We start from the raw sequence: 16,275 nt of genomic DNA, 5'->3' as shown, positions 1-16,275 counted from the left end.
CCTTGGAACCTATAAAACGCAACACCCTGCATTGGGAATGTTAAATGCCAAAGAATGGTTTCACAGTTTAGAAATGCATTCGAGGCACCATCTGAACCAAAAAGTAGAACTCGAGGCCTTATCTGCTCATGTCTGATATAAAGTACAGGCTTTACCCCACCTTACTCAACGAGTTTGGAAAATACATTAGTTCTCCAACATTGGAAATGAGAACCTCTTTGCTCAATAGAATCAACAGAGTCAGAGACTTCGATGATGCCACGCTCAAAAGAATGAAAAAAGGCTCAAATTTTGAAGATGCCGTTCTCAAAAATAGACCACATGTATTTGAAAATCAAATTGTTGAAAAAGTGAGAAATATGTTGCCTGCCTCTAGGGTAGAGCAGATGCCCATAAAATTCACGCACCAAAATATTCAGTTTTATGGATTTGCCGATGTGGTAGGAGAGGGCAAAGTAATAGACATAAAAACTACTTCAAGCTACAAACCCCATAAATTCCAGTACAATTTCCAGAATCTCTACATGTATGCACTCAAAGACAAGGGCTGCAGCAGTATGGAGTACATCATCTACGATTTCAAAGAAATACACATAGAGACTTACCCGCTAGCCACTTACGATTTCTCCGCCATGCTCCACCACATGGAACTCTTCACCGAATTCCTCGAAGAAAACCGCCAGTTTATCACCGACAAAAAGATATTTGTGGAAGAAGTGAGTGGAGGATTGTTTGGGTGAGGTGGGAAATAAGTGTAAATTAAAATACTGATATACAGTTAGTTATAATTTTTTAGAATATATATTTTTATCTACGCAAATTGACTGCGTACTGTCTTCTCAATTTTGCATCATCAAAAATAATAAAACAATTGAGCAGGTCAATCAGAAGGTTCGAGTCCTTTATGTTTTGCGATAAAAGGTGGTTTCTTGAACCTGATGTGGGTATCCGCATACCCCATAGTATTTGAGAAGTATCTTTAAATATGCTGTCGGAAATTTTGCTTTTTATCACCATTTGTGGGTCGGGGGTTCGAATCCCTCTCCTTGAAAAAGGATAACTCAGTCTGGATAGAGTAACAAACCAATGCAGGTTCGAATCCTGCCTAGCTCGTGAGAGTTAGAAGCTAAGTGGCTAAGCAGTTGACTGTTAATCAACAAAAGAAAGGGATTGGTCCTCCCAAAAGGATTACAACCAGTTTGAAGAATTCTAGCTCGTTTTCAAATAGAAATTGAGCAATTCAAACAGAACTTGAAAGAAGAGGATACCGAATAGAAATGGAGATTTACTTTTTGATAGAAGGTATTTATTTAATCAAAATGTCTCAATGGAGAAAATTGATTATATATTTTGCTAAATATTTAAAAACTAAATTTCTAATTCTAAACTTAATCTGATTTCCGTTTTCAAGAAATGAAAACTTTAGACTGGTTATTTTTTAATTTTTAAACATTTTACAGAAAATGAAGAAAGTAAGAGTAAATATCAATCAAATAGGATTGGTATTAAAAAATGACGAATTCGTTGAAATTTTATCAACAGGAGTTTATTGGTTTTTCAAAAACGAGCAGGTCTACATATACGAAAAAGGTAGTCAGTTTAATTCACCTGTTGATTTGAACCAGTTAATGCAGAATCAGGAAGTTATGGATGCCCTTGAGATTGTAGAAGTTGGAGACAACGAAATTGTATTACAGTTTGAAGATAAAGTATTTAAATGTGTCTTGACTGCTGGGAAATTTGCCTACTGGAGAGGTTTAAGGAATTACAGATTTGATAAGTATGATATTTCAAAAATTGAAATTGATGCAGTTTTTGACAGACAGTTGTTAACTAGGCTTTCAAATTTTGTTAGAACTTATACCGTCGAATCCTACGAAAAGGGGCTTTTGATTGTTGATGGTAAATTTGTAAAAATTTTGGAAGCAGGTACCTATTACTGGTGGAAAAATGCCATTTCTATTCAAGTTGCTAAAACAGACGTAAGGCAATTGCAACTGGAAGTTTCTGGGCAAGAAATTCTTACCAAAGACAAAGCAACTTTGAGATTGAATTTTTATGTGCAATACCAAGTTGCGGATATCGAAAAAGCCCTTTTTAGAAATAAAGAGTACGAAAAGCAACTGTACATTTTAATGCAATTTGCATTGAGAGAGTATGTGGGTGGGTTTTCATTAGACGAGCTATTGGATAAAAAAGATTTGGTTTCTGAATATGTCATTAAAAACGCAAGTGAAAAAGTGGCTGACTTAGGAATTGAACTAAAAAATGCCGGTATCAGAGACATTATATTGTCTGGTGAAATGAAAGACATCATGAATCAGGTATTAGTTGCTGAGAAAAAAGCTCAAGCCAACATCATCATGAGAAGAGAAGAAACGGCTTCAATGAGAAGTTTGTTGAACACTGCCAAGTTGATGGAGGAAAATGAAACCTTATGGAAATTGAAAGAAATGGAATATGTTGAGAAAATTGCGGATAAAATCAACACAATTTCAGTTTCTGGAAATGGCCAGATTTTGGACCAGTTGAAACAGATTTTTGTTAAAAACTAATGCGAACACAGTTTGTATTTCGATACATTCTGTGTTTTTTGTTGATATTTGCAGATGGAAAAACTTTTATTTGTGTGTTCTAGAAATAAGCGTCGGAGCTTGACAGCCGAAACAATCTATAGAGATAATACAGTTTATGATGTAAAATCTTGCGGGACAAATACTGGAGCAAGGGTGAAAATTACTGCTGGACTAATTGGTTGGGCCGATAAAATCATTTTTATGGAAAAAAGGCATAAAGAGCTCGCCTCGAAATCTTTTGGTGATTCATTGGCAAAAAAACAGATCTACGTATTGAATATTAAGGACGTTTACGAATACCTGGATTCAAAATTGGTTGATAAGTTAAAACTTAAAATGGCTGACCTAAACTTGATAATTTAGGAGCATTTTTTCTAGTCTTTTTTTAATAATTCCTCTCAATTTTGGAGGTTCAATTATCACCATTCCTTCTCCAAAACCTAATATTTCCCGCTCAATTTCAAAATTGTGTTGCACTTTTAGGCATATTATAATCCCATCTTCCCTATCTTCTTCAAGTACTTGTGAATGATGCAATGGCTTGGTCAAAACATAGGGTGCATGATTTTGATTTACGAATAATTTGATTACGATTGGTCTCAAATTTTGGCTTACAGTCACTCCGAAAACGTTTTTATAAAAATTTTCAGGATTTATATTTTCATTCACAATAAATTCTTTTTCAGGTATCATTCTTACAGCAATCATACGGTCAATGGCTAAATTCTGAACGATTTTCCTTGAATTTTTTACTCCAACAGCAAACCACCTGTTTCTGAATTCCTTCATCCACCAAATATGAAATTCAAAAGTTTGAGCGTTTTCTGCTTTAAAAGATTTATAAGTGATTTCTACGACTTTTTTCTGAATGGCAGATTGGTACAAAACTTCTAAAAACTCAAGACCTTTTAAGTTGTCGTTTTTTTCAAAATCAATTATTGGCAAAGACTTTTTCGAAGTAGAGTATACGTGGTCTTCGAGTTTTTGTACAACCTCGTTTAGCTGTGAAAAATGAGAGAATCCTTTAAATTGTTTGAGCATTTCCACGGCCTCATTCATTTTGCTCAAATCAGATTCAGAGAGGGGAATGTTTGTAATACTATAATTTGGATCCTCGTAGCTATAATATTTTTTGTCAGTAACAATTATCGGAGCAAAATAGCCAAGTTTATCGCTCCGCATCATTTGGATGTCCGCCTGTATAGTCCGTTTACTAATGCCTTTGTCGATGCCTTCATATTCAAACAAAGTATCCGAAACAGCTTCAATAATATCCTCTAAAGTCCATTTTCTATTGCGTCTTTGTAAACAACTGTCTATGACTTTATATCTGATAAGTGCATTTCTATTGAGCGGCAAAATTTTTTTTCTGCAAAATATTGAAAAATATTTTATCTACGCAAGAAGGATGCGTAGAAGTCTGTGAATTTTGGGTATTAATTCAAGAAATATGAGAGAAGAGATATTAAAAGAACTCAAAAGATTAGAAAATCAACATGAAATTAAGATTCTTCTTGCTGTAGAAAGTGGTAGCAGGGCATGGGGTTTTTCTTCAACTGACAGCGATTGGGATGTTAGATATATCTATGTTCACAAACTAGATTGGTATTTGAAAATTGACCAATTGAAGGATAATCAAGAGGAAATTTTAGAAAATGATATTGATTTGGCAGGTTGGGAGCTAAAGAAAGCACTAAAATTATTTAGGAAATCAAATCCGCCTTTGCTTGAATGGCTAAGAAGTCCAATTGTTTACAAGGATGAATATTTTTTTTCTGAATTATTGAGAGAAATGTCGAAAGAATATTTCAACTCTCAATCATGTATGCATCACTATTTGCACATGGCGGAAGGCAACTTTAAAGCCTATTTGCAAAAAGATTTAGTAAGGTTAAAGAAATATTTTTATGTATTAAGGCCGATTTTAGCTTGTGATTGGATTCTCAACAATAATACAGTTCCTCCTATGGAATTCCAGTTGTTAGTTGATAGTGAATTGAAAGAGATTGAAATTAAAGTAATAATAGAGCAATTGCTTGCTCTTAAAATTTCAGGTGAGGAATTGGATATTGAACCCAAAATTCAAGTATTAAATGATTTTTTGAAAGCAAAAATTGTTTTTTATTCAAATTATCTAAAATTGAATAAAAATGTTAGAACACCCGATACAGAAAGATTGGACATGGTGTTTAAACAAACTCTTCGAGTGGCTTGGGAAAAAAAAGAAGTTTAAAAATGGAATTGTTATTCAATTTTTGGATGGCAAAATTAAAAAAAAGATAAATGGAAGCATTAAAAATAAAAGAATTGGGAAATATCCCAGAGGAGCTTATCAAAGATTTTGATAGAGTTGCAAGTGGTCTTATGGAACATCAAGATTTTTCCGAAGAAAAAGTCCTAGGATTAATAGCCCAAATGCTAGAAAATCCAAAAAAATACGCATACTCCAGAAATAAGGTCACCAATTTGGCGAAGAAAGTATTTGAACTTCAAAATAGCGGAATTGAGATTGAATTGACAGAATTCGGCAAGTCTTGTATACCTATTGAGCAGATTATGTCACTAGAAGAGAAAGCGATCGGAGAATCTTTGGAGTTCAATTTGCGAGAAGATAAATTGAATTATTCTATTTTCGGAGCAGATTTTATTGAACAAGGTGCTTTAAATCAAATGAATACGGCATTGAGCTTGCCCATTTCAATCGCTGGATCTTTAATGCCTGATGCCCACCAAGGCTACGGCTTACCAATTGGCGGAGTATTGGCAACAGAGCCCGACAAAATAATTCCTTATGCAGTTGGAGTAGATATAGCATGTAGAATGTGCTTGTCTGTTTTCGATATTCCTATTGACATTTTCAAAAGAGAGCCCCATTTGTTGACAAGAAGTCTCATGGAAAAAACAAAATTTGGAATTGGAGGAGAAATAAGAGACAAAGTTGATGAGTCTGTTATGGATAAAATTGAATGGACAGCTACCAAAGTTATTAGAGATTTGAAGGACAAGGCTTATAAGCAATTGGGTACATCAGGAACTGGAAACCATTTTGTTGAATGGGGAATAATCGAAATCACGGAAGTTGATGAGACTTTAAGTTTGCCTGTTGGTCAATATCTTTCATTGCTATCACATTCTGGGTCAAGAGGGTTTGGTGGAACGGTTGCAGGTATTTACTCAAAAATAGCGAAGCAAAAGACCATTTTGCCAAAAGAAGCTTCTCATTTAGCTTGGTTAGATTTGAATACAGAAGAAGGTCAAGAATATTGGATTGCTATGAATTTGGCGGGAGATTATGCGTCTGCAAATCACCATGAGATACATGCAAAACTGGCCAAGGCGATTTCAGCTAAGCCTATATTGATGGTTGAAAACCATCATAATTTTGCTTGGAAGGAAATACACAGAGGTAAAGAAGTATTAGTTCATAGAAAAGGTGCAACCCCGGCTAACAAAAATGAGTTAGGGATTATTCCTGGTTCAATGACTGCTTCTGGGTTTGTTGTCAAGGGTTTAGGAAATGAATCTTCAATTAATTCAGCTTCGCATGGAGCAGGAAGGCTGATGAGCAGAACTGCTGCCCTAAATTCGATAACCAAAAATTCTATGAACAAAGTGCTAAATGATTTTGGTATTGAATTAATCGGTGGTGATTTAGACGAGGCACCAATGGTCTACAAGGACATAAACGATGTCATTTCAGCACAAAAAGATTTGGTTAAAGTTTTGGCTAAGTTTACTCCAAAAATTGTTAGAATGGCTGATGCGAACAGAAAAGAGGGGAGAGAGGATTAAATCTACCTCCCCTCATTCACTTCCTGAATCAAATCTGCTACGAGGCCTGTCCAGCCGGTTTGGTGGGCGGCTCCTAGACCTTTGCCGTTGTCGCCATGGAAGTATTCGTAGAAATGGTAGTAATCCTTAAAGTCTTTGTCTTTGTTGAATTTTTCTACACCGCCCATAAATGGCTTTTTGCCATTTTCTCCTTCTTTGAAAATATTGATTAACCGCTCCGAAATCTGAAGGGCAGCTTCACGAATGGTTACTATTTCGCCAGAGTTGGTTGGGTATTCTACCTCATAGTCTTCACCATAATATTTTGAATATTTATGTAAAGAGTCTATTATAAGGTAGTTAAGTGGAAACCAAACGGGCCCTCGCCAGTTCGAATTTCCGCCCATTATGGTCAGGTCAGATTCGCCAGGTGTATATTTTACATTCAGGTGTTCACCGTGGAGGTTAAAATGATAGGGGTTCTCTAAATGGAATTTCGACATGGACCTGATACCGTAATCTGAAAGGAATTCTTTCTCGTCAAATAGACGTTTGAATACCATTTTCATGCGGTGTCCTCTCAGAAGCGACAGCAAGTGCGTTTCACCTTTCCCTGGCTCGTGCCATCTTGAAATTAAACCCGCCAAATCAGGCCTATTCTTTAAAATCCATTCCAAGCGACGCTTGAAATCTGGTAGTTTTTGTAATAAATCCTCGCTGATGACCTCAACAGCACACAATGGAATTAAACCCACCAATGACCTGATTTTCAGGAACAAAGTGTTTGCGTCTGGGGTATATATTTTGTCGTAATAAAACTGGTCGTCCTCATCCCAAAGTCCGTTTCCTTCTTCGTCCAAGGTCTTGTTTATGGCCGCGGCAATATACAGGAAGTGCTCAAAAAACTTAGAGGCCATATCCTGATAAGCTGGCCTTTCCAAGGATATTTCGCAGGCAATTTTTAGCATATTGAGCGTGTAAATGGCCATCCAACCTGTGGCGTCGGCTTGTTGGAGTTTTACACCCGGAATTTGTGCGTTTCTATCAAATACTCCGATGTTATCAAGTCCTAAGAATCCGCCTCCAAATATATTATTGCCGTCCTCATCCTTTTGGTTGACCCACCAAGTGAAGTTCAACAAAAGTTTATGAAAAATCCTCTCCAAAAATCCTACATCACCCTTTCCGCCGTTCATTTCTTTGTCTGTTTCGTAGACTTTCCAAGTGGCCCATGCATGGACTGGAGGGTTTACGTCAGAGAAATTCCACTCGTAAGCTGGTATTTGCCCGTTCGGGTGCATATAGTATTCTCTTAAAACCACTGCCAGCTGTCTTTTGGCAAAATCAGGGTCTATACGAGCCAAAGTAGCGGTATGAAAAGCCAAATCCCATGCTGCAAACCATGGGTATTCCCATTTGTCGGGCATAGAAAGTATGTTGGCCATGTAGGCGTGCTTCCAAGGAGAATTTCGCTCAAAAGCCCGTCCTCTAAACTCAAAAGGCATTTTTGGGTCACCATTCATCCATTGGTCGATGTTGTAGTAGTAAAACTGCTTACTCCACATCATACCTGCAAAGGCCTGTCTTTGAATGGCCTTTTCTTCCTCACTTTTGATGTCTTTCTGTATAATTTCGTAGAAATCATCGGCAGTTTTCAGACTTTCTGCAAATACTTCCTCAAAATTAACGAAAGGCTCTTTAAGGTTGGTTTGATCGCTGAATCTCAGCCAAAAGGTCTCCGATTCCCCTGCTTTTATTTTTCTAGTATATTTTGCGGAGGCTTTGGTGCCTATTTGGTTGTGATTGATGGCTTTTTCTTTCCCATGGACGATATAATTATTGATACCATCTTTTGTGTAAGGACTCGCATTTTCTTTTCCAAAAACCCGCTCCATATTAGTTTCGTTTTCACAAAATAGCAGAGAATCTGCTCCGTGACAATAGAGTTTCATCCGCTCAAATAGTCTGTGATTAACCTCTATTTGGCTATTGGCTATGCCCGAGAGTATAGGTTTTTTGTCGAATTCTTCATACCCCCAAGACCAAGTATTTCTAAACCAAATGGTAGGTAGCACGGTCAAAGGTGCTTCTTTTTTGCTGCGGTTGGTGGCGGTTATTTTTATGAAAATGTCGTTTTCTTCCCTTTTGGCGTACTCCACAAAAATATCGAAGTATTTGTTGTCGTCGAAAACACCCGTATCTATTATTTCGTACTCATCTTCGCGGATGTTCCGTCTGTTGTTTTCGCCAGTGATTTTTTCATAAGGAAATGCCTCTATGGGGTATTTGTAGAGCATTTTCATATATGAGTGGGTAGGAGTACTATCGAGGTAATAGTACAGCTCTTTTACATCTTCGCCGTGGTTTCCTTCATTGTTGGTTAAGCCAAATAGACGCTCTTTTAAGATGGAATCTTTGTGATTCCAAAGTGCCAAAGCGAAACAAATGTGTTGTTTATTGTCAGAAATACCTCCGATGCCATCTTCTCCCCATCTGTATGCTCTCGAGCGTGCCATGTCGTGGGTGAGATAGTTCCAGGCGTCTCCGTATACACTGTAGTCCTCTCTAACAGTTCCCCATTGTCTTTCGGAAAGATACGGTCCCCATTTTTTCCATCCTTTATTGTCAGCTCGTTCTATCAGTCTCTTTCTTTCCGTATTTGATTCCATAGGTTTTAAAATATTCTTCTTTGGTTGTATTCTAGGGTGGATGATTTATGTAGTATTTTGCTTGATTGCAAAAATATTGTTTCATTTGACTTGCCCAAAATTCTGCGGGTTAATCATCAAAAAGATATTCAATTTCCTTGATATTGTAATATTTTTCTTCGTTTTGGCTAATTATTTTCAAGTGTCCTTGGTCTGATATTCCCACGATTTCGCCCTCAAAAATTCCTTTTTCGGATTTAAAAACTCTTAATTGGTCTTTTCCAAATAGATTTAGAAGATATTTCTCTTTGATTTTTTTGAATGAGCCGCTTTTTAGTAATTCCAGATTTGACTCTATAGATTCGCAGATTTTTTCTACGATTATTTCACGACTTACTTGCTCCTGTTTTAGCTCCAAACATAATGATGTTGCCCGTATATTCTCAAATTTTGTCTGATTAACGTTTATACCTATTCCCACTATCGAATGGCTCATTTTGTTGCCCGAAATGCTGTTCTCAATCAATATTCCACCTGTTTTTTTCTCGTTGATATAGAGGTCGTTAGGCCATTTGATGCTTGTGTTTTGTATTCCTAAAGTTTGCAATGCCTCCAAAACGGAAACGGCTACTGTAATGCTTAAATCAAAGGATTTTTCTAGACTTAGAAACGTTGTTTTGACAATAAGACTCATCAAAATATTCTGCCCTATGTTACTTTCCCAGGCGTTTCCACGTTGTCCCCTGCCCGCCGTTTGGTGATCGGTAAGGATGACAGTTCCGTCAATAAATTCCTTATTTTGAATTATTTCATTAGCTATGTCGTTGGTAGAATGACAAGATGGCAGAAAAATTAGATTTTTACCGACAAAAAAAGTTTTGGGCTGAATTTTGAGCAAAATAAATTAATTTAGCGTTTTATAGAAAATCTGCGATGTAATGGCATATTTGATTTTGTTACCGCTCGCAAATTTAACCAATTTACAGTTTAATGAAGAAAAAGATTTCGAGTGAAGTGTTGTGCGATTCCATCATCAACGGAATGCAGGAGAAGAAGGGTTTTGATATCATAAAAATGGATTTAAGAAAGATTCAGGGTGCTATTACAGACTTTTTTGTTATCTGCTCAGGAAGTTCCGACACACAAATAGACGCCATAGCTGGCTCGGTGGACGAAGAAGTATTTAAGTCAACCAAAGAATCTCCTTGGCACAAGGAGGGTATTCAAAATAAAGAGTGGATTTTGTTAGATTATGTAGATGTGGTGGTGCATGTTTTCAAAAAAGACCGTCGTGAGTTTTACGATATTGAGTCGCTTTGGGGTGATGCAGACTGCACTTATTATGGTGATACCTTGAAACCTTCTCTAACTCCACTTAGTTAACCAATCATAGATTTTATTTAAAATTTAATATGTCTGAAAGCAACAACAACAATTCTTCGGATAAACCGAAGAAGAAGCTGACACCTAATCCTGGTGGGCTTCAAGGCTGGGTAGTGGCGGCTCTTATTTTGGCCATCATGGGTCTAGTATTTTTTAGCAGTACAAATAAACTTGGTTCTGTGCCGTACAAGTCTTTCGAAAAGATGGTTTTGGCGGGCGATGTGCAAAAGGTATTTTTGGTCAAAGGAACCAATACACTTGAGATTAATCTTACACCAGAAGCACTTACTAAGCCTGAATACAAGGCCAAATTGGCTAATAACAAATTCTCAGGCGGGCCGCATTTAAAGGTGGATATCGTTTCTGAGGATTCGTTTATGTACGAGTACAATAATTTCCTGAAAACTGCAGCAATTCCTGATGATGTGAAGGGTACTCTGTATCCTGAAACCATGACCAGAAGTGACTATATGAATATTTTCTGGCAGTGGTTCCCTATTTTGTTCTTCTTCGGTTTGATGTACTTCATCATGACCCGTATGTCTGGTGGTGGCCCAGGAGGAGCATTGTTTAACATTGGAAAATCCAAAGCAGCACTTTTTGATGCTGATAACAAGGTTAAAATAACTTTTCAAGACGTTGCAGGTCTCGACGAGGCCAAAGAAGAGCTGACGGAGATTGTAGAGTTTTTGAAAAAACCGGGTAAATATACCGAATTGGGTGGTAAAATACCGAAAGGAGCCTTGTTGGTTGGCCCTCCGGGAACAGGTAAGACATTAATGGCTAAGGCTGTAGCTGGAGAAGCTAGTGTGCCGTTTTTCTCACTTTCAGGTTCTGATTTTGTAGAAATGTTCGTGGGTGTTGGTGCTGCCAGAGTTAGAGATTTGTTCAAACAAGCCAAAGAAAAAGCACCTTGTATCATATTTATAGATGAGATTGACGCTGTTGGTCGTTCTCGTGGAAAGGGCTCAATGCCAGGCGGAAACGACGAAAGAGAGAATACCTTAAACTCACTTTTGGTGGAAATGGATGGTTTTGGATCAGACTCTGGAATCATAATTCTTGCCGCAACCAACCGTCCAGATGTTTTGGATCCAGCCTTGCTCAGACCAGGTAGATTTGACCGTCAGATAAGTGTGGATGTACCAGATATTAATGGTCGTGAGGCAATTTTCAAAGTTCACTTGAAGCCAATTAAGTTTGCAGAAGAAGTAGATCCTAAGAAATTGGCTGCTCAGACACCAGGTTTTGCCGGTGCTGAAATTGCCAACGTATGTAACGAAGCTGCTCTTTTGGCTGCTCGTAGAGGTAAAAAGCAGGTGGAAATGAAAGATTTCCAAGACGCTATTGACAGAGAAATTGGCGGTTTAGAAAAACGCAATAAATTGATTTCGCCAGAGGAAAAAGAAATTGTAGCTTTTCATGAAGCTGGTCATGCCATCGCGGGCTGGTTTTTAGAGCACGCCAATCCTCTAGTAAAAGTGAGTATAGTTCCGAGAGGAATTGCGGCCTTGGGTTACGCTCAATACTTGCCTAAAGAACAATATTTGTATCGCACCGAGCAGCTTTTTGACGAAATGTGTATGACCCTTGGGGGTAGAGCTGCCGAAGAAGTGGTGTTCGGGAAGATATCAACTGGTGCCTTGAGCGATTTGGAGAAAATTACCAAGTTGGCTTACAGCATGGTTACGGTATATGGTATGAACGAGAAAATTGGAAACGTAAGTTATTACGATTCTAAAGGTCAAAGTGAGTACTCATTTACTAAACCATATTCAGAACTCACGGCACAAGTGATTGATGAAGAGGTTAAGAAAATGATTGATTTGGCTTATTCTGCCACTAAAGATTTGCTTCTAGAACACCGTGATAAATTGGATATATTGGCAAAAGCTTTGTTGGAACGAGAAATCATTTATCAACATGATTTAGTTGGCCTGATAGGAGAGAGGCCTTTTGATAAGCCAACGGTTTATCAGGAGTTTTTAGATAAAAAGGATGAAATAGCAGTTGTAGAGGGAGCCGACAAGGATCCCGAAGTCACAGACAGCACTGAAACGAAATAATTTTAAAACCCGAGTAATCGGGTTTTTTTATGGGTTTATTTTTGGAATTGGCTTGTTTTTGAAAATAATAGATGAATTTCTTCTACTGGTGTACGAATAAATTTCATTTGAAAAAGGTTTAAACTCTTAAACAATTGAAAATAAGCAACCCCAGAGGGGTTGAAGTAAATTAACAAAAATAACCATAATTGAACCCCAAACCCTGTAAGGGTTTAACATTCAGACAGATGAGGCTCTTCGTATTAATTTTATCTGATGCCAGTAAACTTCTTCCAAACCATTTGTTTTAACTGAGCAATAGAATCCATTTTGGATAATAATCCTTTTCAATATATTTGTTGTAAATAATTTGACAAATGAAAAAGTTTTTTGGAATAATCGTTTTGATATTGACGGCTTTCGTTTCTTGCAAAAACACTCCAAAGCAGAGTATTGAAAAATTTGATATTCAAGAAGTTAGAAAAGAAAATTATGTCTTGAATTTTTCCAGCAATGATATCAAAAAGGTACTCATCCTTTTTGGAGGTTTTGGAGAAAAACCAGAAGATATAAAACGGGAATTCAACATATTAGAAATTGCCAAGGAAAACAACACGGCTTTGATTTACATGAACTACAATCAAAAATTGTGGCTCGAGGAAAATGAAAAGCGAGAACTTTCGGGACAATTACAAAAAATATTTCAGGTAAATAATCTACCAAGGAAGGACATCTATTTCGGTGGATTTTCGAGTGGAGGTAATGTTACCTTACTTATTAGTTCGTTTCTTATTGAAAATAAGATATATAACTTGAAGCCCAAAGGTGTTTTTATAATTGATTCACCCATTGACTTGGTTGCGTTATACAGAAGTTCTGAAAAAAATTTGAAGCGGAACTTTTCTGAAGTATCTGTTCAAGAAAGTAAATGGATAATTGAAACTTTAGGAAATAAATTTGGTAATCCGACTGACAATATTTTGAAATACCAAGATTATGCGGTGTACACTTCCACAACCAATTACACCGATAATCTTAAAAGTCTTAAAAATACAAAAATGCGTTTTTATACAGAGCCAGATACGCTTTGGTGGAAAGAGAACAGAAAGGCTGATTTTGACCAAATGAATGCCTTTTATATCAAAATACTTTATGAAAATCTAAATAAAATAGGCTTTGATAAAGTGGAATATTTACCAACCGAAAATAAAGGTTTTAGAGCAAATGGCGTCAGACACCCGCATAGTTGGTCGATTGTGGATAAGGAAGACTTGATGCAATGGATGAACAAGTGAAGCTTGTTATCGATGTTTTTTGGTTAAATTTCCTTAAAACCAATATTTATTTAGTTCGCTTTGGAATAGAATGCTAGATTGGGACAATGGGAAGCTAAGTTTTAATGTGAATATATTTTAGGTTTTATTTCAGCCCTATTGCCACAAATTTTTCGAGAAATTTCTCTGTTCATTTATATAGGCACAGTATTTGCAAATTGTATAATAAACCCAAAATATAGCCTCCTAATATGCAAAAGTTTAAGTTTTTAGTTTTATTAGTATTTTGTGCGATTCAAATCTCAGCTCAAACTTCGACTTATCAATCGGAGAAAGTTTTTGTCCATACTGACAAAGACGCTTATGTAGCTGGGGATACCATTTGGCTTAAAACTTATGTTTTTGATGCCACTTCGCACCATTTATCTCAGAAAAGTCAGGTTTTGTATTTGCTATTTCAAAACAAGCAAAATGAGATAATCAATGAGTCTAAATTGGCCGTACAAAACGGTCACGCTAATTCTCAGATTATTCTGCCAAAGAACCTTGCTGCTGGACAATATGAGCTCACAGCTTATACGCAGCTGATGCGAAACTATTCTGAAAAAGCTTTCTATACCAAGACTTTCAAGGTTTCAGGTGTTTTACCAGGTGCTGCCAGCCCACTGGCTACCAAAGTTGTTCAGAAACCAGAAGTTGTTTTTTACCCAGAAGGGGGACAATTGGTAGATGCCATTTCGTGTAAAGTGGCGGTTAAACTCAATAATTTTATGAATTTGCCAAAGGGATTCGAGGGGAAAATTGAAGACAGTACAGGAAAACTCATAACTACCTTTTATCCTGATTTACAAAAAATTGGCACTTTTATAATAAAACCTGAGACGGGGATGAAGTATTATGCAGTTTTTAGTCTAGCTGGTAAAATGTATAAAGAACTGCTGCCTGCCTCGCAACAGTTTGGTTATGTTCTGTCTACCGACAATGTTATTTATTCTGATGGATTATTCATTAATGTATTTACCAATATCAACGTACCTGAGAAATTCAATATTGTGGTTCGCCAAAGAGGAGAAATCATAACCACTGTGCCTTTTGAGACGGTTAGTACCAACTTCAAGTTTGTGCTTAACAATGACTTGGTGCCTAATTCAGGAGTTGTAGAAATCGCAGTGGAGGATTTGACTGGCAAGGTAGTATGCAAGCGTTTGGTGTATTTTCTGAATAATGCCAAAAACTCCTTACAGATAGACAATTACAAGCCTAATCTGTTACCAAAAGGCAAAGTTAATTTTGACCTTTATGTTTTGGATGACAACCAAAGGCCAATGTCCAATCTTGACTTGTCTATTTCAGTTACCGACATTACACCACCCACAGTTTTCAGTCAGAAAATAGAAAATATGCAAAATAGCCTGGTTTTTGATGCTGATTTTGAGGCGGAAATTCAAAAACTGGACTCACTCTTTGAGTTTCAACCTACGGTTTCTAAGTTTTATTTAGATAATCTTATGATGACCATGGACTGGAAAAAGGAAGCCAAAACCAATGTGTTCAAAGAAGAAAAATCCTTGGCTATGAAAGGCACTGCCTTGCAAAGTATGGTTCCATATGAAAATCAAAAGCTTAGTTTATTTCTATGGGATAAAATAGGAATGAAATACCAAGAAACCCAAACGGATTCTTCTGGAAATTTTGTCGTTTACGACCATTGGACGGACAGCGTTAAGGTTCTGGCTCTGAATAATGAGGGCCAGTATTTGGACCTTAAGTTAGAAGGAGTATACAGCCCCAAAGTTTCTATTACTCCACCTGCTGTTGTTGCTAAAACTCCGGCTAATGGTGTAACAGCGAAACCTACGGCAGTGAACAAACCGAATACAACTCCAGCGGTACAAACTAAAGCCGTGGCTCTAAAAGAAGTGGTAGTTACCGGCAAAATGAGCAAAGACCTTAAAAATGATTATCGTCGTAGAGGTTACAATTGGGAGGCGGACTTTGAGACTGCCGTTACGGTAGATTCTTCATCGGGAATTACTTCAGTGGTAGATTTGATTGAAAAAAACGTTCCTGAGTTAACTGGCAAATTAAATGGCGGAAATCAAAACTGGGTGATGGTGGATGGAACTAGAGTACCGGTAGGTTTCTTAAATCTACTGAAACCTGTTGACATTGTTTGGCTGGATTTCTTGAATAAAAAAGAGAAAACGGCCAAGCTGGGACAAGAAGCTGGTACCATCGTAAATCTCTTGACAGCAAAAGGTAAGGACCTTTTAAGTATTTATAAAGCTAACAATTATCAGACTTTTATGGGTTATCAGTATGCCCGAAATATATTTGCCCCGAAGTATACCAAAGCCACTGCGAAGCCCGATAGACGCAAGACTTTATATTGGAATCCCTTGCTGAAAACAGATATTTATGGTAAAACGAACATTGGATTTTATAATGCAGACTTAACCAAAAAATATCTTATAACGGTTTATGGAACCGATGGAAAAGGAAAAACCATCAGCCAAAGGATGATTTTGAAATAATTTAGATTCTTAATTTCTATTGAGTGATAAAAGAGTAGTCGAGG

12 protein-coding genes are annotated in these 16,275 nt (G+C 37.0%); 9 read left to right on the top strand and 3 right to left on the bottom strand.

The window, feature by feature from the left end:
• The first annotated feature begins 128 nt into the window (after positions 1-128).
• The 3 genes from EGI31_RS08760 to EGI31_RS08750 all read left to right on the top strand — a co-directional run bounded on the left by EGI31_RS08760 (position 129) and on the right by EGI31_RS08750 (position 2,939).
• Positions 129-740, top strand: coding sequence for a hypothetical protein (locus EGI31_RS08760; protein ID WP_255036848.1), 612 nt, complete (start codon positions 129-131; stop codon positions 738-740).
• 723 nt (positions 741-1,463) lie between these two features.
• On the top strand, positions 1,464-2,555 hold the full coding sequence (locus tag EGI31_RS08755; protein ID WP_255036847.1) for a slipin family protein: 1,092 nt from the start codon (positions 1,464-1,466) through the stop codon (positions 2,553-2,555).
• A 54-nt stretch (positions 2,556-2,609) separates the two neighbouring features.
• The gene (locus EGI31_RS08750; RefSeq protein ID WP_255036846.1) at positions 2,610-2,939 is read left to right on the top strand and encodes a protein tyrosine phosphatase; all 330 of its coding nucleotides are present in this window, start codon (positions 2,610-2,612) and stop codon (positions 2,937-2,939) included.
• Here EGI31_RS08750 and EGI31_RS08745 read toward each other — a convergent pair.
• Positions 2,922-3,935, bottom strand: coding sequence for a helix-turn-helix transcriptional regulator (locus tag EGI31_RS08745; RefSeq protein ID WP_255036845.1), 1,014 nt, complete (start codon positions 3,933-3,935; stop codon positions 2,922-2,924). The two genes, EGI31_RS08750 and EGI31_RS08745, sit on opposite strands and share 18 nt — an antisense overlap.
• A gap of 70 nt (positions 3,936-4,005) precedes the next feature.
• Between EGI31_RS08745 and EGI31_RS08740 the strand changes: the two genes are divergently transcribed.
• On the top strand, positions 4,006-4,809 hold the full coding sequence (locus EGI31_RS08740; protein ID WP_255036844.1) for a nucleotidyltransferase domain-containing protein: 804 nt from the start codon (positions 4,006-4,008) through the stop codon (positions 4,807-4,809).
• Between the two features lie 50 nt (positions 4,810-4,859).
• Complete coding sequence (locus EGI31_RS08735) at positions 4,860-6,368, top strand: RtcB family protein (protein WP_255036843.1); 1,509 nt, start codon at positions 4,860-4,862, stop codon at positions 6,366-6,368.
• A 2-nt stretch (positions 6,369-6,370) separates the two neighbouring features.
• Here EGI31_RS08735 and EGI31_RS08730 read toward each other — a convergent pair whose 3' ends face one another.
• Positions 6,371-9,016 (bottom strand): MGH1-like glycoside hydrolase domain-containing protein, encoded by a 2,646-nt coding sequence (locus tag EGI31_RS08730; RefSeq protein WP_255036842.1) that lies wholly within the window; start codon positions 9,014-9,016, stop codon positions 6,371-6,373.
• A 109-nt stretch (positions 9,017-9,125) separates the two neighbouring features.
• Positions 9,126-9,893 carry a biotin--[acetyl-CoA-carboxylase] ligase gene (locus EGI31_RS08725; protein WP_255036841.1) on the bottom strand — a complete coding sequence of 256 codons (768 nt, stop codon included), beginning with the start codon at positions 9,891-9,893 and terminating at the stop codon, positions 9,126-9,128.
• Positions 9,894-9,985: 92 nt separating this feature from the next.
• Between EGI31_RS08725 and rsfS the strand changes: the two genes are divergently transcribed.
• The 4 genes from rsfS to EGI31_RS08705 all read left to right on the top strand — a co-directional run bounded on the left by rsfS (position 9,986) and on the right by EGI31_RS08705 (position 16,231).
• Positions 9,986-10,378: a ribosome silencing factor gene (gene rsfS, locus EGI31_RS08720; protein ID WP_255036839.1), complete on the top strand. Its 393-nt coding sequence runs from the start codon at positions 9,986-9,988 to the stop codon at positions 10,376-10,378.
• A 29-nt stretch (positions 10,379-10,407) separates the two neighbouring features.
• Positions 10,408-12,444: an ATP-dependent zinc metalloprotease FtsH gene (gene ftsH / locus EGI31_RS08715; RefSeq protein ID WP_255036838.1), complete on the top strand. Its 2,037-nt coding sequence runs from the start codon at positions 10,408-10,410 to the stop codon at positions 12,442-12,444.
• 356 nt (positions 12,445-12,800) lie between these two features.
• Positions 12,801-13,718, top strand: a complete 918-nt coding sequence (locus EGI31_RS08710; RefSeq protein ID WP_255036837.1) for a hypothetical protein — start codon at positions 12,801-12,803, stop codon at positions 13,716-13,718.
• 230 nt (positions 13,719-13,948) lie between these two features.
• Positions 13,949-16,231 carry a hypothetical protein gene (locus EGI31_RS08705; RefSeq protein WP_255036836.1) on the top strand — a complete coding sequence of 761 codons (2,283 nt, stop codon included), beginning with the start codon at positions 13,949-13,951 and terminating at the stop codon, positions 16,229-16,231.
• Positions 16,232-16,275: the final 44 nt, after the last annotated feature.

Source organism: Lacihabitans soyangensis, assembly GCF_024343775.1.
Taxonomy (GTDB): Bacteria; Bacteroidota; Bacteroidia; order Cytophagales; family Spirosomataceae; genus Leadbetterella; species Leadbetterella soyangensis.
Note: the sequence above shows the minus strand (reverse complement) of the source record. Positions and strands in the feature narration are given on the sequence as shown.